Genomic DNA, 20,829 nt, shown 5'->3' with positions numbered 1-20,829 from the left:
CAAGGGTCATCCCATCTGTTTACGGCCGTATGGCCGCCGTAGAGCCGAAATCATGAAGACAACCATCGAATTGCCTCTCCTGCCGTTACGCGATGTTGTGGTCTATCCGCACATGGTCATTCCGTTATTCGTCGGGCGTGAAAAATCCATCGAAGCCCTTGAGGCTGCGATGCTGGGTGAAAAGCAGATTCTGCTGCTCGCGCAGAGAAATCCTGCCGACGATGATCCAGATGAGGCGGGCCTCTACCGTGTTGGCACCGTCGCCACGGTATTGCAGTTGCTGAAACTGCCGGATGGCACCGTGAAGGTCTTGGTTGAAGGCGAGCAGCGCGGCGAGATTGAGCGCTTTATCGAGGCCGACGGCCATTGCCGGGCTGAAGTGCAGCTAATTGACGAGGTTGATGCTGCCGAGCGTGAGTCTGAGGTTTTTACTCGCAGCCTGCTCAGCCAGTTTGAACAGTACGTTCAGCTCGGCAAGAAGGTGCCTGCGGAGGTGCTGGCATCGCTCAACGGCATTGATGAGCCGGGACGGTTAGTCGACACCATGGCTGCACATATGGTGCTGAAAATTGAGCAGAAGCAGGAAATTCTGGAAATTACCGATCTGGCTACGCGGGTTGAGCATGTTCTGGCGTTGCTTGATGCGGAAATCGACCTGCTGCAGGTTGAGAAGCGCATCCGTGGTCGGGTCAAGAAACAAATGGAGCGTAGTCAGCGTGAGTACTACCTGAATGAGCAGATGAAGGCCATTCAGAAGGAGCTTGGCGACAGCGAAGAAGGTCATAATGAACTCGACGAGCTGAAAAAGCGTGTCGAGAGTGCCGGTCTGACTACCGAGGCGCACACCAAGGCCAATACCGAGCTGAACAAGCTCAAGCAGATGTCGCCAATGTCTGCTGAGGCGACGGTGGTGCGCTCCTACATCGAGTGGTTGGTCAATGTGCCGTGGAAGGCGCAGAGCAAGGTGCGCCTGGATCTGGCGCGCGCTGAAAGCATACTGGATGCCGATCACTACGGCCTGGAGGAGGTCAAGGAACGAATACTTGAGTACCTCGCCGTGCAGAAGCGGGTAAAGAAGCTCAAAGGACCGGTGCTCTGTTTGGTTGGCCCGCCTGGGGTGGGGAAAACCTCGCTGGCTGAGTCGATTGCCAGCGCGACCAATCGCAAGTTTGTTCGCATGGCGCTCGGTGGGGTGCGTGACGAGGCTGAAATTCGTGGCCATCGCCGTACTTATATCGGCTCGATGCCGGGTCGCCTGATTCAGAAGATGACCAAGGTTGGCGTGCGCAATCCGCTGTTCTTGCTCGATGAAATCGACAAGATGGGCCAGGACATGCGCGGTGATCCGGCGTCGGCGCTGCTTGAGGTGCTAGACCCAGAGCAGAATCACAATTTCAATGATCACTATCTGGAGGTCGACTACGACCTGTCCGATGTGATGTTTCTCTGCACGGCTAACTCGATGAATATTCCGGGGCCGTTGCTAGATCGTATGGAAGTGATTCGTCTGCCGGGCTACACCGAAGCCGAAAAAATCAATATCGCGATCAAATACCTAGCACCTAAGCAGGTGCAGGCCAACGGCATGAAGAAGGTTGAGCTGGTGTTTGAAGATGCTGCGATTCGCGACATCATCCGCTACTACACGCGCGAGGCCGGCGTGCGCGGTCTGGAACGGCAAATTGCCAAGGTGTGCCGCAAGGTTGTCAAGGAGCACTCCACTGAGAAGCGCTTCCAGGTCACTGTGACAGCGGACTCGCTCGAGCATTTTCTCGGCGTACGCAAGCACCGCTACGGATTGGCCGAACAGCAAGATCAAATCGGCCAGGTTACTGGTCTTGCCTGGACCCAGGTTGGCGGTGAGCTACTGACTATCGAAGCGGTTGTGGTGCCCGGGAAAGGCCAGCTAATCAAAACTGGCTCGCTCGGTGATGTGATGCTGGAATCGATCACTGCCGCGCAGACGGTTGTGCGCAGTCGGGCCAAGAGCCTGGGCGTCCCTGTGGACTTCTATGAGAAGCAGGATATTCACATCCATGTGCCGGAGGGGGCGACGCCCAAAGACGGCCCCAGCGCAGGCGTTGGTATGTGCACGGCGCTGGTTTCAGCCCTGACCCAAATACCCGTTCGTGCGGATGTGGCAATGACCGGTGAGATCACCCTGCGTGGTCAGGTATTAGCCATTGGTGGTTTAAAAGAAAAACTGCTTGCGGCTCACCGCGGTGGAATCAAAACCGTGATCATTCCAGAAGAGAATGTGCGCGATTTGAAGGAGATTCCGGAGAATATTAAGCAAGACCTGCAGATTAAACCGGTTAAATGGATTGACGAGGTCCTGCAAATTGCGCTGCAATACGCCCCGGAGCCCTTGCCTGATGCGGCTCCCATGGTTGCAAAGGATGAAAAACGCGAGACTGATTCCAAGGAGCGAATTAGCACGCATTAGCCAGAGGGGTTTCTTGACACATTTTTAGAGCCCTTGTTATAAAGCGGCTCTTATCGTGTCAGCAGGCTCTCCAGCACCAGCTTCGCTTACATTTAAAAGCAAGAAATAAACTCAACAGAAATTAAGGGGACTTAAGAGTGAACAAGTCGGAACTGATCGATGCCATCGCTGCATCTGCTGATATCCCAAAAGCTGTTGCCGGCCGTGCGCTGGACGCAGTAATTGAATCCGTAACTGGCGCTCTGAAGGCTGGTGACTCCGTAGTACTGGTTGGCTTTGGCACTTTCGCTGTTAAAGAGCGTGCTGCTCGCACTGGCCGTAACCCACAAACTGGTAACCCAATCAGCATCGCTGCTGCCAAGATTCCAGGCTTCAAAGCCGGTAAAGCTCTGAAAGACGCTGTCAACTAAGCCTCTTTCGGTTTTGCCCAGCAGATCAGTTATTGGCTGATCTGATGCGGGGCGGGATGCTCAGCCAATCACATTGTGTTGAGCAAGACGAATCAGCTGCTTGAGTTCGATCCGCTTCGCCAGTTACGAGAAGGCGCATCCACTGATGCGCCTTTCTTCTATCCGGATTTTACCCACACTGCGCGACTGCTTTATTTGTACAGTCGTTCTGGGGGACGCATGCTGCAAAACATCAGGGACAATTCACAGGGTTGGATTGCCAAAACCATCATCGGCATCATAGTCGCGCTGCTCGCGCTGACGGGTGTGGATGCCATTTTTACCAGCACCAGCAACAGCCAGAATGCCGCTGAGGTAAATGGCGAGAAGATCACTTCCGCCGAGCTCAATCAGGCTGTCGAGATGCAGCGTCGTCAGCTGCTGCAACAGCTGGGACGCGACTTCGATGCTTCCCTGCTGGATGAGAAGTTGCTGCGTGAAGCCGCCCTGAATGGCCTGGTTGAGCGCACCCTGCTACTCGATAGCGCCAAAGACGCCAAGTTCGCCTTTTCGCAACAGGCGCTGGATCAACTGATCCTGAAAACGCCTGAATTTCTTGTCGATGGCCAGTTCAATGCTGAGCGCTTCGATCAGGTTATCCGTCAGATGGGCTACAGCCGCTTGCAGTTCCGCCGGATGCTTGAGGAGGAAATGCTCATTGGTCAGCTGCGTGCCGGGCTGGCCAATAGCGGTTTTGTAACTGACGCTCAGGTGCAAGCCTTTGCGGCCCTGGAGAAGCAGACCCGCGACTTCGCGACCTTGACCCTCAAGGTTGATCTAGATGCAGTCACGCTCAGTGATGACGACATCAAGGCCTATTATGAGGCTCAAGCCAGCGAGTTCATGAGCCCTGAACAGGTAGTGCTGGAGTATGTCGAGTTGAAGAAGGATGCCTTCTTCGATCAGGTTGAAGTCACTGATGAAGCACTGCAAAGCGCTTATCAGAGTGAGATCGCCAATCTCGCCGAACAGCGCCGTGCCGCGCATATTCTGGTTGAAGTGAGCGATGAGCTGAATGACGAGCAAGCCCAGGCTAAATTGGTCGCGGTGCAAAAGCGCCTGGAGCAGGGTGAAGACTTCGCCGCGCTGGCAAAAGAAGTCTCCGATGATTCGGGCTCGGCAGGTGAGGGTGGTGATCTGGGCTTTGCCGGCCCTGGCGTGTATGACCCAGCTTTCGAAGAAGCGCTGTATGCGCTGGACGAAAATGCAGTGTCGGCTCCCGTACGCAGCGAGTTCGGCTGGCACCTGATCAAACTTCTGGACGTACAGGCACCGGAGGTGCCTAGCTTCGCCAGCCTGGAAGAGAAACTGCAGCGCGACCTCAAGGCGCGCCAGGTTGAGCAGCGCTTTGTCGAAGTCTCCAAAGACCTCGAAGATGCTGCGTTTGAAGCGTCTGATCTGGCCCAGCCAGCTCAGGAACTGGGTCTGCAGGTCAAGACCACTGAAGCCTTTGGGCGTCAGGGTGGCACTGAAGGACTGACGGCTAATCGTCAGGTGATTCAAGCGGCATTCAGTGATGAAGTACTCGAAGACGGCAGCAACAGCAGTGTTATTGAGCTTGATCCGAACACGGTGGTGGTGGTGCGCGTTAAAGAGCACAACAAGCCTGAACAACTGCCGCTTGAACAAGTCGCCGATAGCATTCGTGCTCAGCTGACCAAGGTTCGCGCAAGCGAAGCTGTCAAAGCCAAGGGTGAAGAGCAACTGGCTGCTTTACGTGACGGCCAGACGCCTGTTACGCAAGCCGATGCTAAGCAGGGATGGGCGGTTGTTGAAGCTGCAACGCGCAGTCAGGAAGGCGTCGAGCCGGCAGTACTGCAAGCGCTATTCCGCATGCCCAAGCCTGAGACGGCCGACAAGCCGACCTTCGCCGGGATCAGCCTGAACAACGGTGATTACGTGGTTATCCGCCTCAATGGCGTGAGCCAGCCGGAGCAAGCGCTGTCGGAAGAGGACAAGGCCATGTACAGCCGCTTCCTCGCCTCGCGCGTCGGTCAGCAGGACTTCGCCGCGTTCCGCAAGCAGCTAGAAGAGACAGCGGATATCGAGCGTTTCTGACCGATGTCACGGCATAAAGAATGGCAGGACGCCATTTGTAACGTCGCGCAGCGACGGCCCGTAGGGTAATTGCCATGGATGGCAACGGAAAAAGGCCGCTTAATTAGCGGCCTTTTTTATGTCTGTGCCCCGTCCGCATCGTATTTACACCTCCGGCTTTGAAATTACGAAGATCCAGATGGGCAAAGTGTGAAGTGAACTTTGAGGATGGCTCCTGGGCCTTTAAATCCGCTGCCGTTGTTCAGAGAAGGCATCGACCTCCGTCTAGAAGTGCTATGGCACTTAAGGGCGAACATTCTGCACCAGGGACGCCCTCGCATGTATCGAGAAAGCAGGCCCGCCGATGCTGCGTGTCAGGCGCTTTGACGTTCATCGGCCTATCTGCAAGGTATAAAGCTATTTTCAAGCCTAGGCATGCCGGGTGAACTGTTGCTGATGCGACAGCTTTTTTCACCAGTCCGACAGCCTGACCTGTGCCAGTGCCGCTACCGCATCAATTTCGTTAGGCTTGCAACTATTCGCGCCTGCTCCGCCATAAGCGGTTCCAAGTGCTTTAGTGGCCTCGCTTAACCGGCTAGGTGACGTTTCCCCCGATCCCCCCCGGGAAACCCCTCGGAACTTTCGTTTTTTCAACTTCCAATTTTCTGCCTGTGGTATTCCCTTCTATGACTCGTTTGAAAGGCTTGGATCTCCTGGCCCTCGGTTTTATGACGTTTGCGCTGTTTCTGGGCGCCGGTAACATCATCTTTCCGCCCAGCGCCGGCATGGCAGCGGGTGAGAACATCGGCCTGGCGGCATTGGGTTTTCTGCTCACGGGCGTCGGTTTGCCGCTGCTAACCATCGTTGCCCTTGCGCGCGTCGGTGGTGGCATGGCGCTGCTCACTGCGCCACTGGGTAAGCGCGCCGGTGTGCTGTTTGCTGTAGCGGTTTATCTGGCTATCGGCCCGTTATTTGCCACGCCGCGAACGGCGGTGGTGTCGTTCGAAATGGGCGTAGCACCATTCAGCGGTAATAGCAGTACGGCGTTGTTGCTCTATACCCTGGCCTACTTTGCCGCAGTGATGTTCCTGTCCCTCAATCCAGGGCAACTGGTTGACCGCATCGGCAAGTACATCACCCCAGTGCTGTTGGCGGCGCTTTTGGTCTTGGGCGGCGCGGCGCTGCTGGTCCCGGCAGGGGAGATCGGCCAGGTATCGGCGGATTACCAGAGCACGCCCTTTGTGCAGGGTTTCCTGCAGGGTTACCTGACCATGGATACCCTCGGAGCCCTGGTATTCGGCATTGTGATCGCCACCGCAATTCGTGACCATGGTGTGAACGACGGCAAGCTGATTACCCGTTACTCGGTGATTGCCGGCCTGATCGCCGCGGTAGGCCTGTCGTTGGTTTATCTGGCATTGTTCTACCTCGGTGCGACCAGCCAGGGGATTGCCGGTGAAGCGCAGAATGGTGTGCAAGTTCTTACTGCCTATGTGCAACACACCTTCGGCACTGCTGGCAGCCTGCTGCTGGCCGTGGTTATTACTCTGGCCTGCCTGACCACTGCTGTGGGCTTGTTGACTGCTTGCGGTGAGTTCTTCAGCGGCCTGTTGCCGGTTTCCTACCGCGCGGTCGTGATCACCTTCGGTGTGTTCAGCCTGCTGGTGGCGAACCAAGGCTTGACTCAGTTGATCAGCTTCTCGATCCCTGTGCTGGTCGGTTTGTATCCGCTGGCCATCGTGCTGGTAGCGCTGAGCCTGCTGGATAACCTGTGGTGTTCGCCAGCGCGGGTATTCCGTCCTGTGATGGCCGTAACCTTGGTGTTTGGCCTGGTTGATGGGGTTGCTGCAGCGGGTGGCAAGGCGCTGATTCCAAGCTTCTTCAGCCAATTACCATTGGCAGACCAGAGCCTCGGCTGGCTGTTGCCAGTGCTGCTGACTCTAGTCTTGGCTGTTGTGGTCGATCGCGCGTTGGGTGCCGCGAAAACCGCCGCAGCCTAAGCCCTGCTGATTAGCCTCTGCTGTTTTCCCCGGGCCGCTCACTGAGCGGCCTTTTTATTGGCCAGTTGAAAGCTAGGCCTGTCTATAATCGGCGCAGGTTAACAAGGAGTTTGCATGTCAATCAGTGACCACTACCTGCCGCACCTGCTTGCGGCTCTCTGGTTTGTCGTCTGCTGGGCCGGTTATACCCGCTATGCCCAGGCCAAGGGCCGCACCACGCCTTGCCTGGCCAGCGTGCTGCACCTGTATCGTGAAGACTGGATGCGCCGCATGCTGTTGCGCGACAACCGCATTGCCGATGCCAACGTGATCGGCAACCTGGAGCGCAACGCCTCGTTCTTTGCTTCCAGCACGCTGATCATCCTCGCTGGTATTCTCACCGTGCTCGGCGCCTCTGATCGGGCGGTTTCGCTGCTGGCCGATCTGCCTTTTGTGCAGGCTGCCAGTCGCGAGCTGTCCGAGGTCAAATTGTTGTGTCTGGGGGTGGTGTTCGTATACGCCTTCTTTACTTTCAGCTGGTGCATGCGTCAGTACAATTTCGCGGCTGTGCTGGTCGGGTCTGCGCCGATGGTGGGCGAACGGCATGTGACCGAGCAGGAGCGCAAAGCCTTTGCCGAGCGTACTGCGAGGGTGATCTCGATGGCCGCCAACCAGTTCAACCAGGGGTTGCGCGCCTATTACTTCGGCATGGCGACCCTGTCCTGGTTTATCAATCCATGGTTTTTCATGCTGGTCAGTGCGGGTGTGGTATTGGTGTTGTACCGCCGCGAGTTTCATTCCGATGTACTGGAAGTGATGGTTTATACCCAAACCCCGGCGTTCGACTCGCCCAAGGAGAAAAGCGAATGAGCATTCCATTTTGGTGCATCTTTATCAGTGCATTACTGATTTTTATCGCCAAAGCCCCAGTGGCCAAAGCCATGGCGAAGGAGGGTGACGGTCACTACGACAACCACCATCCGCGCGCCCAGCAAGCACGCCTGACAGGCTTTGGCGCGCGTGCCCTGGCGGCGCACCTGAACAGTTTTGAAGCGTTTCCGCTGTTTGCCGTCGGTGTGCTGATGGCCCATGTGACCGGTACTCACGGCGTTCTGGTGGATGTATTAGCCGTGACCTTCGTGGTGGCGCGGGTGCTCTATCTGTTTTTCTACTGGGCTGACCTGCATTGGCAGCGCAGTGTGGTCTGGGTGGTTGGATTGGTGTGCAGCCTGTTGTTGATGCTCACCCCGGCGCTCTGACGGTGCGATAAACAAACAGGCCCGCACTAAGCGGGCCTGTTTGTTTCAGCTGGAAGGCTTATTGGCCGTCAACAGTATCTTTGACTTCATCGCCAGCATCGCTAATGGCATCGGCTGCATCATTGGCAGCGTCTTCGATTTTCTCGCCGGTGGTCGGCTCGGTGCCCATTACTTCATCGGCTTTCTGCTCGATGGCTTCGCCGGTTTCTTCAACGGCATCTCCCATGGACTCGATGGCTTCAGCAGCGGATTCCTTAGCTGACTCTGCTTTGTCTTCTGGGGTTTTCTCGCACGCTGCAAGACCGAGCATGGCGGCGAGAAGCAGGGCGTAGGTAAATGGTTTTTGCACGGTTACGTCTCCATGTGTGATGCGGATGATGGCATGTAGCCTCATCCGTGCTACTTGGAGCGATCAAGCGAAACGAAGTTCCTGGCTGCAGAAAAACAAAGCCCACGGATAGGCCGCGGGCTAGGCGAATCAGTAGCGGTTACTGATTGGTTTGATTAGCCGGCGCAGGCGGCGGGGTGACTGGGGCCGTTGGCGGCGTATCATCCGGCTCGTAGGCTTCATCGGTCTCCTCGCGGTTTTCTTCAGCGCGTTCCCGAGCGGCTTCAGCCTCAAGTTCGGCTGCTTCATTTCTGTGCTCTGCCGCATCGTTCATCGATTCCTGTGCTTCCGATTGCGCCTCGCGGGCGTCCTCGCGAGCATCTTCGGAAGGCTTGTCGCACGCGGCAAGACCCAATGTCGCGGCTAGCATGAAGGCATAAGCAACTGTTTTCTGCATGGTGTTCTCCTTGGAAAAAATGCCGTTACATTTTTTCGAGAGAACCAAGCCCCAATAAGTTCAGTTCATGTGATCGGCGCCCCTGTGTCGTTCATGGGTGCTCGGGGTTATCATGCGCGGTTTTATTAGGTATCCCGAGGCTTCATGATGAGCACCAACCCTGTTCTAGAGCGCGCCCAACGCTTCCTCTCGGTATTGCGCCATTGCCAGGTGCTGGGCTTGCAGGTGCATGAAGCAAACGCCGAGGGCCTGACCTTGCGTTTGCCTTACAGCCCACAGATCGTTGGCAATCCGGAAACCGGAGTGATCCACGGCGGCGCCATCACTACATTGATGGATACCACCTGCGGCATTTCCACCGTGTGCGTGTTGCCGGAATTCGAGATCTGCCCGACCCTCGATCTGCGCATCGATTACATGCGTCCGGCCGAGCCGAACAAGGATGTATTTGGCTTTGCCGAGTGCTATCGGGTCACCGAGAACATCATCTTCACGCGCGGCTACGCCTATCAGGACGACCCCGACGAACCGATTGCCCATGTGGTCGGCGCGTTTATGCGCATGGGTAAACATGTGCAAAGCGCCAAGCCAATCACCGCAAACGCTCAGGGAGGTGGCCAATGAGTACGCTGAATCTCAACCAACTGGTGCGCGAAGCCCATGAGCAAAAGAATTACGATCCGCTGATCAGCCTGATTCCCTACGCCAAATTGCTCGGCATTGAGTGTTTGCGCCTCGGCGATGACATGGTGTTTCGGCTGCCAGCCAACCAAGACAATATCGGCAACCCGACCTTGCCGGCTTTGCACGGTGGAGTGATTGCCGGCTTTATGGAGCATTCGGCGATGCTGCACCTGCTGATGTTCATGGGTATTCCACATTTGCCGAAAATCATCGACTTCTCGATAGATTACCTTCGCGCTGGCCATTATCGTGACACCTTCGTGCAATGCCAGGTTTGGCGGCAGGGTCGTAGGGTCGCAAACGTAGCCATCACTGCCTGGCAAACTAACCAGACCGAGCCGATTGCCACCGCACGGGCGCACTTTAAGGTCGATGAGCCTTGAGGCAAGCCGGGCTGGCGAATAACCACTCGTTTAACCATCGCTAAGGAATATTGAATGGATGCGCTGCTGATTCTGGGTGGCTTGCTGCTGATACTCGCCAGTCTGGTCTGGCTGGTGATGCGAGCCTTCGCTACCAGCCTGCTGTGGGGCTGGGCCAGTTTCTTGCCGCCATTCACCTTGCTGTATGTGTTGCGCCATTGGCGTTCGGCGCGGCCGGCCATAGCGCTGGCTGGCTTGGGGGTTATTCCACTGGTGGTTGGTCTGACGTTGCTGGCCAGCCATGACGCCCAGCGTCTGGAAGCCATCCTCAGTTTCAAGTGGCTTAAACCAGAGGTGCCAGTGCCCGCCGAGTTGGCCATCAATTTGCGCGGTCAATTGAATGGCCGGCCATTTGCACCGCAACAGGCGGAGCTGCTCAATGGCGTGCTGAGCTTGCGCGAAGGTCAGGATTTCTTCGCCCAGAGCGAGCTGGTGATACGTTTGCCGTCAGTCGAAAAGGGGCCGGTGCGGGTTGATGTGCTGCCTGCTGACAAAGGCATACTGCCGGAGGTTGAAATCAGCTGGTTATTACCTGAGCAGGAATTACCCGAGGCCCGCCGCTTGAGTCGTGGCTATACCCTGCATCTGGACTTGCAGCCGGTTGGGCAGAACAAACTGGCCGGTGATTTCCACTTGGTGCTGCCGCCACAGTTCAAGACCACCTTGAGCGGCGAGCTTGAGCTGTTCAGCAATGGCCTGCGCTATCAGGGCGATAAAGTGGATCGTCAGTTCGACTCGGTCGATACCATCACTCATGTGATTCAGGACTATCTAGAGCGCCGTTTTGCCAGTCGCGATGTGGAACTGCAACCCATAGGCAGCCTGAACTTTCCCTTGCAGAGCCTCGATCTGAACGTCCAGGCGCGGATCAACGGTGAGCTGCAGCAGTTGCCAATCCTTCTGCAGAAACAGGATAAACGTGGCTGGCAGGTCGCGGCCGATAGCTTTCCGCCTTTGCCTAGCACGCTTGCTCCGCCCGTTACCGACGATAAGCCTGCGGCTGTAGCAGCGGTTGTTCCAGAGCGAGTTAGCCGGCCCCTGGATCGCCGCGTGCGTTTCAGTCTCGATGGCCTGCTGCGCAACCCCAGCCGCTATCAGAACCTCAGCATGCGCGCCGCCACCGAACGTGGAAATAGTGCCGAGGGCCGTTTCCACGGTATCGATCAGGATGGCCGGATCATTTTGCGTCAGCGTATGAGCGGACAGGGCGAAGTCAGTTACAGCCTGCTGCCGGAAGAGATTACTCGCATCGAGTTGCTTGAGCCCTGAGAACCTATTTACGATCTGCTGCGCGTCGGCTTTGCTGCGTTAAAAACAGCCTGGAGCGCCAGCCCGGTCGGAAGCCACTTGTGGCTGACGCGCTCCAGTGCGACCCGAAGGGCGAGTGGAGCGAGTAATGCTCATGTACAAAAGTACACTCGTGTGCGAGCCCAGTCCGCTTGATTCGCTGCGCTCACCCTGTGGGCCAGCCTACGGCTGTTACTGCGCTACGCTACGTTTCTTGCCGCTTTGACCAGCCGGAGGCTGTTACTAACGTAGCGCCTTGCAGGTTTCTAGCTCGCAAGATCCTAAACAGGTTCTGCAGCCAAACACTTGAAATCCCACAACATGCCCCCACCTGTATGACATCCGCCGCACTGCGGCTTCGTCAACAACGTGGAGTAAGAGAGCATGAGTGTGGAAACTCAAAAAGAAACCCTGGGCTTCCAGACCGAGGTGAAGCAGCTGCTTCATCTGATGATCCATTCGCTGTATTCGAACAAGGAAATCTTCCTTCGCGAACTGATTTCCAACGCATCGGATGCCACCGACAAACTGCGTTTCGAGGCACTGGCCAAGCCTGAGCTGCTCGAGGGCGGCGCTGAGCTGAAAATCCGCGTCAGCTTCGACAAGGACGCCAAGACCGTCACCCTCGAAGACAACGGCATCGGCATGAGCCGTGAAGACGCCATCACCCACCTGGGCACCATTGCCAAGTCTGGCACCGCTGATTTTATGCAGCACCTGACGGGCGACCAGAAGAAGGACTCACACCTGATCGGCCAGTTCGGCGTGGGTTTCTACTCGGCCTTTATTGTCGCCGACAAGGTTGACGTGTTCAGCCGCCGCGCCGGTAGCTCGGCTAGTGAAGGCGTGCATTGGTCGAGCAAGGGCGAGGGCGAGTTCGAAGTTGCCACGGTTGAAAAAGCCGAGCGCGGCACCCGTATTGTCCTGCACTTGAAAGCGGCCGAAGACGAGTTCGCCGATGGTTGGCGTCTGCGCAATATCATCAAGAAGTACTCCGACCATATCGCTCTGCCGATTGAACTGCCTAAGGAGCAAACCGCTGCCGAAGGGGAGGCGGCGCCTGCCGAGGTTGAATGGGAAACCGTCAACCGTGCCAGTGCCCTGTGGACCCGTCCGCGTACCGAGATCAAGGACGAGGAATACCAGGAGTTCTACAAACACATCGGCCACGATTTTGAGAACCCGCTGAGCTGGAGCCACAACAAGGTTGAAGGCAAGCTGGAATACACCTCGCTGCTGTATACACCAGCGCGTGCCCCCTTTGATCTATACCAGCGTGAAGCGCCACGTGGCCTGAAACTCTACGTGCAGCGTGTCTTCGTCATGGATCAGGCCGAGTCTTTCCTGCCGCTGTACCTGCGCTTTATTAAGGGCGTGGTCGACTCCAATGACCTGTCGCTGAACGTCTCCCGCGAAATCCTGCAGAAAGACCCAATCATCGACTCGATGAAGTCGGCGCTGACCAAGCGTGTATTGGACATGTTGGAAAAATTGGCGAAAAACCAGCCAGAAGAATACAAAAGCTTCTGGAAGAACTTCGGTCAGGTGCTTAAAGAAGGCCCGGCAGAAGACTTCGCCAACAAGGAGAAGATCGCCGGCTTGCTGCGTTTTGCCTCCACCCGCACCGAAGAGGGTGAGCAGAGCGTCGGCATGGGCGAATACATCGCCCGCATGCAGGAAGGTCAGGACAAGGTCTATTACCTCACCGGCGAATCCTACGCCCAGGTGAAGAACAGCCCGCACCTGGAAGTGTTCCGCAAGAAAGGCATTGAAGTGCTGCTGCTCACCGACCGTATTGATGAGTGGCTGATGAGCTACCTCACCGAGTTCGACGGTAAGCACTTTGTCGACGTGGCCCGTGGCGACCTGGACTTGGGCAAGCTTGACTCGGAAGAAGACAAGAAGGCGCAGGAAGAAATCGCCAAGACCAAAGAAGGTTTGGTTGAGCGGCTGAAAACCGCGCTGGGTGAGCAGGTTGCCGAGGTTCGTGTCTCGCACCGTCTGACTGATTCGCCGGCGATTCTGGCCATTGGCGAACAGGATCTTGGCCTGCAGATGCGCCAGATTCTCGAAGCCAGCGGGCAGAAGGTGCCGGAGTCCAAGCCAATCTTCGAATTCAACCCAGGCCACCCGCTGATCGAAAAGCTCGATGGCGAGGCTGACGAAGCGCGTTTTGCTGATCTCAGCCACATCCTCTTCGATCAGGCCGCACTGGCTGCAGGGGATAACCTGAAAGATCCAGCCGCTTACGTGCAGCGTCTGAACAAGCTGCTGGTCGAGCTGTCTGCCTGACACGTGCCGTAAACAATTAAGCCCGCGCAAGCGGGCTTTTTTCTTGGCGCAACGCGCACAGGCGCTACTGTTGATGACTACTCATTCAAGAGGGATTTGGGGCGATGAAAAAATCACTTTTACCCTTGGCGCTGGCCGGTTTGGTTGGTGCTGCCGAAGCAGCCGTGGTGGTAAAGCCGGTGCAGTATGAAATTGACGGCGAAGCGTTCGAAGGCTTGGTGGTCTATGACGATGCGGTCACTACGCCGCGTCCGGGCCTGCTGATGGTGCCTAATTGGATGGGCGTTAATGAAAACGCGGCAACCAAGGCTGCGCTGCTAGCTGCTGATAAATACGTCATATTCGTTGCCGACCTATACGGCAAAGCTATTCGCCCGACTAATGCCGATGAAGCTAAGGTAGCGGCCACGACTGTGCGCAGCGATAGACCGTTGATGCGCAAGCGGGCGCAGGAGGCTGTTGAGGTGCTCAAAGCGCAGGCCGGGCAGGTGCCATTGGATACCGCGCGGCTAGGCGCTATCGGTTTCTGCTTTGGTGGTGGGGCTGTACTGGAACTGGCCCGTTCGGGTGCCGATCTGAAAGGATTTGTGTCATTCCATGGCAACCTCGATACGCCTAATCCGCGTGATGCACAAAACATCAAGGCGCCGGTGCTTGTGCTGCATGGCGCGGATGATCCAGCGGTGCCGCAGGAGCAGGTCGATGGTTTTGTCGCGGAAATGAAGGCGGCGAAAGCCGATTGGCAACTGGTCAGCTATGGCGGTGCCGTGCATTCCTTCACCAACCCGGAGGCCAATGTGCCGGGGCGCAATGAGTACCACCCACTAGTGGCAGCTCGCGCGTTCAAGGCCATGGATAATCTGTTCGATGAAACCTTTGCCAAATAAACCGTGAACGGGAAGGCCAGGCGGCCTTCCCGCATCCGGATTTACATGCCTGGCAGTACGGCTATATCAATGATATTGCCCGGCAGGTCGGCAACATCGCCTAGCGTCATTGGCTTACCGCTGGCCAGGTCCACGGTATGCAGCGTGGTGCCGGTCAGCAAGTAGGCGGTATTGCCGCCTTTGCCGTCGCTGGCGATGTCCATCGCGGCGTTTTTCAGACCATCGGCGACCATGCCAACCACTTGCTGGATGCCATCGTTTGGCGGGTTTTGCAGCATCAGGCTGCTGCTGGCCAGATCGACGTTGTACAGCGATGTCGCCTGGGTGCCGGCATAGGAGTTGGTGTAGGCCCCAGCCACCACTTGTGCACTTTTGCCTGCATAGGCGCCGTCAGCGGCGTAGGCCACTGAACCATCGACCGTTACTTCACCGGTTTCGACATTGACGCGGAAGTTGGTGCCGTCGGCGGCCAGCATGCGCATTTTGTCAGCCACCGGGTTGAAGTCGATGACCGCCTGACCGCTGCCCGGCAGCTGCTTGTTCAGGCTGGCGACCTTGCTGGCTGCGCCAGTGCTCAGGTCCAGGGTGTAGAGCTGATTGTCACCGCCCAGCGCATAGAGCATACCGTTGGCCGGGCGTACATCGATGCCACGCAGTGGGCTTGGGCTGCTGGCAGACATGGTCGCGGTGATTTTCTGGCTGGCGCTGTCGATCTTGAACAGCTGACCGTCGGCGCCCAGGGCCAGAAGCGTTGCGGCGCTGGCAGTGCCGGCGGCGAGGCTGAGGGTGGCAGTGGTAACGGCAGCGGTCAGCAGGGTATTGAGGCTGTTCATATGCGTTCTCTCATCTGTGGTTATCCAGCATCGATGCAAAGCCGGCTAAGGCCCGCCTTGCAGGTGCCTCGATGAAACACCTGATAGCTATACCCACGAGAGAACGTTTGGATGTCGTCGCCTGAAAATAAAATCAGTTTTTTTAAAAATGGCCTCAGTTGACTGAAGCCATAACCGCGCGGCCGATATACAGCACCTTGCCGGTTGGCCGGTCCTTCGGCGAGCCGCCGGCCGGTTCCAGGGTCAGTTCGAACAGCTGGCCGGGTTGTACAGCGCCAATCTGTTCGGCAGACAGTTGCAGCGGTTTACCCGGTTCGACCAGGCCCAGGGAGCGCGGGCCGATGGCTGGGTCGATAAGGGTCCAGAACTGCACGGAACGGTCGGCCGGGATCTGATCTGCCAGCAGCGGTTGCAAACGTAAGCCGCCAGTGCCGTCGACATGCACCACCCAACCTGGTTTAGCCGCCTCACCTGGCGCTTGCAGCACCACGGTGTAGCTGTTGGCGGCAGTATCAGTGCGCCATAGATCAGGCAGCACGGCGATGATCAGGGCAAAGGCCAGGGCGGCGCTGGTGAGACGCCAGGTGGTCAGGCTCTGCCACCAGGCCAGCCAGCTGTTGACGTGGCTGACGGCTGGCGTCAAACCGAGGCTGTCCTGCAGGCGTTGCCATAATTGCGCTGAGGGTGTCTGTGGCGGCAATTGGTCGCTTAACTCAAGAAAGTGCTGCTGCCATTGCAGGGCCATTTGCGCGGCTTCGCTGTCGTGTTCAATCAGCTCGCGCACCTCAGCGGCTTCGGCCTCATCGAGCAGGCCAAGGACGTATTCGCCGATCAATGCGCGGCGTTCGGCAGGTTGCTGCGTAATCATGCTTGCAAACACTCCTGCAGCGCGCGCAAACCGGCGCGGATACGGCCTTTGATGGTGCCCAGTGGGGTGGTCAGGCGGTTGGCGATTTGTTCATGGGTCAGGCCGCGATAGAAGGCCAGCAGGATCGGGTGACGGCGATTGCGTTCGATGCCCTGCAGGCAGCGGCGCAGTTGCTGATGTTCGCCTTGTTGTTCCAGCAGTTCGGCGGCCTGCGGGCTGTCGTCGGCGGCACGTTCGATAAAGTCGTCATCCAGTTCCACCGTGCGACCCCGGCTGCGTAGCTGGTTCAGCGCGCGGTAGCGCAGGATGCTGTAGATCCAAGCGCGACCGCTGCCAAGTGCCCGCTGAAAGCGCTGGGCGTTGCGCCAGATCTGCACAAAGGCATCGTGCACACAGTCTTCAGCTTGATCACGACGGCCGAGCAAGGTGATTGCCAACCCGAGCATCTGCGCGGCCTCCTGTTGGTAGAGCGCCTGGAATGCGCGTTCGTCCTGCTGAGCACAGGCTTCCAGATGGCTTTCGTAATCAAACAGCGGCTGCGCCATGCACCGGGTTCCTGAGTGTGTGAGCGTGCCAAGGGTTATACCCGAGTGCGACCTGTTTGGATGTCGCGCGAGTGCAACAAATTTTCTCGGTCAGCGTGGCAGTTCGATTCGTGCGGTTTCGCCCGGCACTGTTGGCCAGTCCTGTGCGGTCCAGCGCTGGCGGGCCTGATCGATCAGGGCCTGGTCGCTGGCGACGAAATTCCAGTTGATCCGCCGTGGGCCAATCGGCGCGCCGCCGATCAACACCAAGTGGCTCTCGCGGCAGGCGCTGAGGGTGTAAGTCTCGCCTTCGGGCAGCACCAGTAGGCCGCGTAAAGGCAGTTGTTGGTCATCCAATGTCGCCTCGCCGTCAATCAGGTACAGCGCACGTTCGGCATGTTCGGCGGGAATTTGCAGCGCTGCACCAGCAGCCAGTTTGATCTCGGCATACACCGTTGGGGACAGCACCGGTACGGGTGATTGCAGACAGAAGCCACTGCCGGCAATCAGGCAGATGTCTACGCCCATACTGGTACTGCGCGGCAGGCTGCTCGCGGGATGATGGCTGTAACTGGGTTCGCCTTGCTCATCCTCTGCGGGCATGGCCAACCACACCTGCAGGCCATGCATGTGCGAGCCGCTTTCCCACAGAGACTGCGGTGTGCGCTCGACATGCGCTACAGCATGGCCTGCGGTCATCCAGCTGACTTCGCCGGGGCTGACCAGTTGATTCGAGCCGAGGCTGTCCTTGTGCTGCAATTGCCCCTCGAACAGGTAGGTGAGGGTGGACAGGCCGATATGCGGGTGCTGGTTGATATTCATGCCGCTGCCGGCCGGGTAGGTGTTTTCCAGAATATGGTCGAAGAACACGAACGGTCCGACGCTGCGGCATTTGGCCGAGGGTAGGGGGCGCAGTATAGGTTGTCCGCCGAGGTTTTCCGGGCGCGGTTGGATCAGCAGAAAGTCGCTCATTACGCACCCTCGCTTAACTGAGTGCTGACCTGAATCTCGCTGCTGGCCATCAGCTTGTGGATCGGGCATTTATCGGCGACGCGAAGCAGTTGCTGGCGTTGCGCGTCATCCAACTCGCCGTGCAGGGTCAGTTCGACATCCAGGCGGTAGGTGCCTTGGCGCTCTTGGCTGTCATCGCGGTTGAGCTTTACGTCGAGGCCTTCCAGCGGCAAACCGCGTTGCTTGGCATATAGCGCCAGGGTAAGCGCCTTGCACGCGCCCAGCGCGGCATCGAACAGGTCATGGGGTTCAGGGGCTGAACCCTCGCCGCCCAGCTCCACCGAAACATCGCTGTGCAGGGTGTGCGGACCGATGCTGATGCGCTGTAGCAGGCCTTTCTCGTTGCTGATGCTGATCATTTGAGCTCCTTGGGCTGAAACCATAATGTCTGGCGGGAAAATGGCGTTGCAGGGGGTAAGTCGGGGTTATGCAATTCGATGATGCGCCGCTTATGCAGATTGGCCTGGCGCAGGGTGTCGCCGTGGTACTGCTCGAACAGGCGCTGAAAACTGCCATCGGCAATCATCGCTTCCAGGCCGCGCTCGATGTCGGCGGCCAGATCCGTGCGGTTGCGTGAGGTGAAAAAATAGAACGCTGTCGGGTAGTGCAGCAGCAGATGGTTGTCGATGCTCAGTGCCAGCCCAATTTCTGCAGCGCGCGCCTGCTCCTGCCAGGCCACCACCGCTTCGCGGGGAAACAGATCAAAGCGCCCGGCGGCGAGCATCTGAAACAAACCGAGATAATGCTGGCTGGTGACCACATCCAGGCCATTGGCACGCAGGATCGCTGTGTCCGGCCAGTCGTGGCGTTGGCCGAAGCTGAAACGCTTGAGCTCATCAAGGGTGCGCACAGTGGCCAGTTGCTCGGCTTCTGCGCTGCGCTGCATCAGCACACGCCAGCCGATCAGGCCGCGGTAGATCGGGATACGGATTGGCAGCAGGCGCTCTTCACGCTCGCGGGTGGTCATGGTCCACGCTACCTGCACGCTTTTACTGTCGTGCTCGATGGCCAGCAACGCGCGGCTTTGCGCCATGGGCACAGGTGTGGGTTGCAGCTGGTAGCGTCCAGGAGTGCGTTCCAGCGCCGCCGTCAGCAGCGCCAGGGCATAGGCTTCGGGGTCAATGCCGTCCGAGTGCAGTGGGTAGTTCAACTGTTCTGCCGCATAGGCTGTTGGCAGATTGAAGAGGGCGAGAATCAGCAGTGCCTGCAGGTAGTTTGGCCAGGTACGTTGCCGCTGTGTCGAAGCTGAAGCCATTGCTGCAATCCCGGTTTCTGAACTAGAACTCAGTGTAGTGAGTCAATTGTGCTCACGTCTTCAAGGAGGGTTGAGGTTTGAGGCGACTTGCATTGAGTCTTGCTGTTCTTGCCACTGTTTTCAGCCCGTTGGCGCTGGCCCGTGATTACCGCTTTAGCGATGCTCATCTGCACTATGTCGATTTCTTTCAGGAAAGCGCGGGCATGACCGAGCTGTTCGAGCAGATGGCCGCAGGTAATATCGAACATGTGATGCTCTCGGGTATTCCAGTGGCGAAAAAGTGGCATGAGGACGAACCCAAACGCCCACGTTACTACGCTGGCGATGATGCCAATGCCTATTGGTACAGCGCCACCGATGTGCTGGTGGCACATGCCTATAAGCAAGTGCCCGCCGAACAGCGCAAGCGCCTGCATCCGTTTCTCTCCGGGTTCAACCCGAATGACAAAAATGCCGATGCGCATATTCGCCGGATGCTCGAACTCGACCCTGGTTTGTGGCAAGGCATCGGCGAGATTTTTACCCGGCATGACGACCTCACCGCGCTGATCCATGGTGATGCGCCGCGGGCCAACAATGAGGCCCTGGCACGAGTCTTTCACCTGGCCGCCGAATACGACCTGCCGGTGATGTTGCACTCCAATATCACCTCAAAGCGCGAGCGCAATCCGCTCTACCTGCAGGAAATCGAGGACCCACTGCGCAACCATCCGCATGTGCGGTTTATCTGGGCGCATGCCGGTACCAGCATGGAAATTCATCGGCATCAGAAGAAACTGGATTTCCTTCTGCCTACGCTGGAACGGATGCTCAAGCAGTACCCAAATCTGTATATCGATCTGTCCTGGACTATGCTGCAGCCGTACCTGCTTGATGCCAACGGCAAGCCTGATGCAGCTTGGGTGAAATTGGTTAGCAGCTATCCGGCGCGCTTTATGCTCGGCTCCGATGTGGTCGGTCGCTTCACTAGCCTGTCGGACTATATGAGCGGTTTTAAGCCGTTTCTTGACGCCTTGCCTGAGGAGGTTGCGCATCAGGTGGCACGCGATAACTTCCTCGCGGTGCTGCCGCGCCGAGTTCGGGCCGAATTGACGGAGTAGGGCTGTCATTGCTCTGTCACACGGGTGTCATAGGCTCGCGCCATCTAAAAAAAGGAGCGCGACATGCAATACACCCGTTTTAGTGCCTTGGCCGCACTTGTGTTGACCAGCAGCCTGGTACAGGCCGAAGTCCGGGTAGAAGGCCCGGTCGAGTACGGCGTTTTCGTCAGTGATTATCAGGACTTCCAGGAAGGCGAGCGGGTCTTGACCCGTAACAATCAGCAAATTGAGCAGGGCGAGGTGATTCCCGCCAAGCTCGGCACCAAATTCGGCCTGCGCTACAGCTTGGCCGGCAAGATGGCTGATGATTCGCCACTGACATTGCTGTATCTCACTCCTGGAGTAATCACCCCGCAAGGCACGCGTCACGATAAATTCGTGGTGATGCAAAAACTGGTCGCTGGTGCACCGCAGGATGTCATGGCGTTCGAGTTCACCGAAGCGCATGAAGTGGTGACGGGTGAGTGGCGCTTTTTGGTATTTCAGGACGATCGCAAGTTGCTGGAGCAGCGCTTTATCGTGCGCTGACTTATTCGCAATGGTCCAAACAAACCCGAGCTCTGGGTCGAGCATGTATCAAAAACGTAAAGGACGACCATCATGACCCTCTGAGATCGCAATATTGCGCCCAGAGCATCGCTCGGCTTTTAAATTAGAACCGCTTAGCGCAATAAAAAGGCCACCCCTCGGGGTGGCCTTTTTATGTGGCAA

21 protein-coding genes are annotated in these 20,829 nt (G+C 57.5%); 13 read left to right on the top strand and 8 right to left on the bottom strand.

The features are described 5' to 3' along the window. Nucleotides 1-52: 52 nt before the first annotated feature. The 6 genes from lon to AACY25_RS10155 all read left to right on the top strand — a co-directional run bounded on the left by lon (nucleotide 53) and on the right by AACY25_RS10155 (nucleotide 8,170). Complete coding sequence (gene lon, locus AACY25_RS10180; RefSeq protein ID WP_339524299.1) at nucleotides 53-2,446, top strand: endopeptidase La; 2,394 nt, start codon at nucleotides 53-55, stop codon at nucleotides 2,444-2,446. Between the two features lie 137 nt (nucleotides 2,447-2,583). Next, nucleotides 2,584-2,856, top strand: a complete 273-nt coding sequence (gene hupB / locus AACY25_RS10175; protein ID WP_010490206.1) for a nucleoid-associated protein HU-beta — start codon at nucleotides 2,584-2,586, stop codon at nucleotides 2,854-2,856. 219 nt (nucleotides 2,857-3,075) lie between these two features. After that, entirely contained in the window at nucleotides 3,076-4,953 is a 1,878-nt protein-coding gene (locus AACY25_RS10170) for a SurA N-terminal domain-containing protein (protein ID WP_339524298.1), read from the top strand. A gap of 665 nt (nucleotides 4,954-5,618) precedes the next feature. Further along, nucleotides 5,619-6,932, top strand: a complete 1,314-nt coding sequence (gene brnQ / locus AACY25_RS10165; protein ID WP_339524297.1) for a branched-chain amino acid transport system II carrier protein — start codon at nucleotides 5,619-5,621, stop codon at nucleotides 6,930-6,932. Between the two features lie 114 nt (nucleotides 6,933-7,046). Beyond that, nucleotides 7,047-7,781, top strand: coding sequence for a DUF599 domain-containing protein (locus AACY25_RS10160; RefSeq protein ID WP_339524296.1), 735 nt, complete (start codon nucleotides 7,047-7,049; stop codon nucleotides 7,779-7,781). Beyond that, on the top strand, nucleotides 7,778-8,170 hold the full coding sequence (locus tag AACY25_RS10155) for an MAPEG family protein (protein ID WP_339524295.1): 393 nt from the start codon (nucleotides 7,778-7,780) through the stop codon (nucleotides 8,168-8,170). Before AACY25_RS10160 ends, AACY25_RS10155 begins: the two co-directional genes overlap by 4 nt. A 58-nt stretch (nucleotides 8,171-8,228) precedes the next feature. On the opposite strand, the gene AACY25_RS10150 is transcribed toward AACY25_RS10155, so the two are convergent. Both AACY25_RS10150 and AACY25_RS10145 read right to left on the bottom strand, forming a co-directional pair. Continuing rightward, nucleotides 8,229-8,519, bottom strand: coding sequence for a hypothetical protein (locus AACY25_RS10150; RefSeq protein WP_339524294.1), 291 nt, complete (start codon nucleotides 8,517-8,519; stop codon nucleotides 8,229-8,231). Between the two features lie 139 nt (nucleotides 8,520-8,658). Further along, nucleotides 8,659-8,955: a hypothetical protein gene (locus tag AACY25_RS10145; RefSeq protein WP_339524292.1), complete on the bottom strand. Its 297-nt coding sequence runs from the start codon at nucleotides 8,953-8,955 to the stop codon at nucleotides 8,659-8,661. 147 nt (nucleotides 8,956-9,102) lie between these two features. Here AACY25_RS10145 and AACY25_RS10140 point away from each other — a divergent pair, with 147 nt between their 5' ends. The 5 genes from AACY25_RS10140 to AACY25_RS10120 all read left to right on the top strand — a co-directional run bounded on the left by AACY25_RS10140 (nucleotide 9,103) and on the right by AACY25_RS10120 (nucleotide 14,527). Then, entirely contained in the window at nucleotides 9,103-9,579 is a 477-nt protein-coding gene (locus AACY25_RS10140; RefSeq protein WP_339524290.1) for a PaaI family thioesterase, read from the top strand. Then, nucleotides 9,576-10,022 (top strand): PaaI family thioesterase, encoded by a 447-nt coding sequence (locus AACY25_RS10135; RefSeq protein ID WP_339410941.1) that lies wholly within the window; start codon nucleotides 9,576-9,578, stop codon nucleotides 10,020-10,022. The genes AACY25_RS10140 and AACY25_RS10135 overlap by 4 nt, the downstream gene beginning before the upstream one ends. 54 nt (nucleotides 10,023-10,076) lie before the next feature. Beyond that, nucleotides 10,077-11,330 (top strand): MFS transporter, encoded by a 1,254-nt coding sequence (locus tag AACY25_RS10130; protein ID WP_339524288.1) that lies wholly within the window; start codon nucleotides 10,077-10,079, stop codon nucleotides 11,328-11,330. 402 nt (nucleotides 11,331-11,732) lie between these two features. Further along, nucleotides 11,733-13,640 (top strand): molecular chaperone HtpG, encoded by a 1,908-nt coding sequence (htpG, locus tag AACY25_RS10125; RefSeq protein WP_339524286.1) that lies wholly within the window; start codon nucleotides 11,733-11,735, stop codon nucleotides 13,638-13,640. Nucleotides 13,641-13,744: 104 nt separating this feature from the next. Beyond that, nucleotides 13,745-14,527, top strand: a complete 783-nt coding sequence (locus tag AACY25_RS10120; protein WP_339524284.1) for a dienelactone hydrolase family protein — start codon at nucleotides 13,745-13,747, stop codon at nucleotides 14,525-14,527. A gap of 41 nt (nucleotides 14,528-14,568) precedes the next feature. Here AACY25_RS10120 and AACY25_RS10115 read toward each other — a convergent pair whose 3' ends face one another. The 6 genes from AACY25_RS10115 to AACY25_RS10090 form a co-directional block, all read right to left on the bottom strand. Beyond that, nucleotides 14,569-15,360 carry a DUF4394 domain-containing protein gene (locus AACY25_RS10115; RefSeq protein WP_339524283.1) on the bottom strand — a complete coding sequence of 264 codons (792 nt, stop codon included), beginning with the start codon at nucleotides 15,358-15,360 and terminating at the stop codon, nucleotides 14,569-14,571. Nucleotides 15,361-15,514: 154 nt separating this feature from the next. Beyond that, the gene (locus AACY25_RS10110) at nucleotides 15,515-16,228 is read right to left on the bottom strand and encodes an anti-sigma factor (RefSeq protein WP_339524282.1); all 714 of its coding nucleotides are present in this window, start codon (nucleotides 16,226-16,228) and stop codon (nucleotides 15,515-15,517) included. After that, nucleotides 16,225-16,773 carry a sigma-70 family RNA polymerase sigma factor gene (locus AACY25_RS10105; RefSeq protein WP_339524281.1) on the bottom strand — a complete coding sequence of 183 codons (549 nt, stop codon included), beginning with the start codon at nucleotides 16,771-16,773 and terminating at the stop codon, nucleotides 16,225-16,227. Before AACY25_RS10105 ends, AACY25_RS10110 begins: the two co-directional genes overlap by 4 nt. A 90-nt stretch (nucleotides 16,774-16,863) precedes the next feature. After that, entirely contained in the window at nucleotides 16,864-17,724 is an 861-nt protein-coding gene (locus AACY25_RS10100) for a pirin family protein (protein WP_339524280.1), read from the bottom strand. Next, nucleotides 17,724-18,122, bottom strand: a complete 399-nt coding sequence (locus tag AACY25_RS10095) for an OsmC family protein (RefSeq protein WP_339524279.1) — start codon at nucleotides 18,120-18,122, stop codon at nucleotides 17,724-17,726. Before AACY25_RS10095 ends, AACY25_RS10100 begins: the two co-directional genes overlap by 1 nt. Continuing rightward, complete coding sequence (locus AACY25_RS10090; protein WP_339524278.1) at nucleotides 18,119-19,018, bottom strand: substrate-binding periplasmic protein; 900 nt, start codon at nucleotides 19,016-19,018, stop codon at nucleotides 18,119-18,121. Before AACY25_RS10090 ends, AACY25_RS10095 begins: the two co-directional genes overlap by 4 nt. 77 nt (nucleotides 19,019-19,095) lie before the next feature. Here AACY25_RS10090 and AACY25_RS10085 point away from each other — a divergent pair, with 77 nt between their 5' ends. Together AACY25_RS10085 and AACY25_RS10080 are read left to right on the top strand one after the other, a co-directional pair. Then, nucleotides 19,096-20,118, top strand: a complete 1,023-nt coding sequence (locus AACY25_RS10085; protein ID WP_339524276.1) for an amidohydrolase family protein — start codon at nucleotides 19,096-19,098, stop codon at nucleotides 20,116-20,118. Nucleotides 20,119-20,181: 63 nt separating this feature from the next. Next, nucleotides 20,182-20,646 (top strand): DUF3859 domain-containing protein, encoded by a 465-nt coding sequence (locus tag AACY25_RS10080; protein WP_339524274.1) that lies wholly within the window; start codon nucleotides 20,182-20,184, stop codon nucleotides 20,644-20,646. Nucleotides 20,647-20,829: the final 183 nt, after the last annotated feature.

Source organism: Pseudomonas sp. EA_35y_Pfl2_R111 (genome assembly GCF_963970955.1).
Taxonomy (GTDB): domain Bacteria; phylum Pseudomonadota; class Gammaproteobacteria; order Pseudomonadales; family Pseudomonadaceae; genus Aquipseudomonas.
Note: the sequence above shows the minus strand (reverse complement) of the source record. Positions and strands in the feature narration are given on the sequence as shown.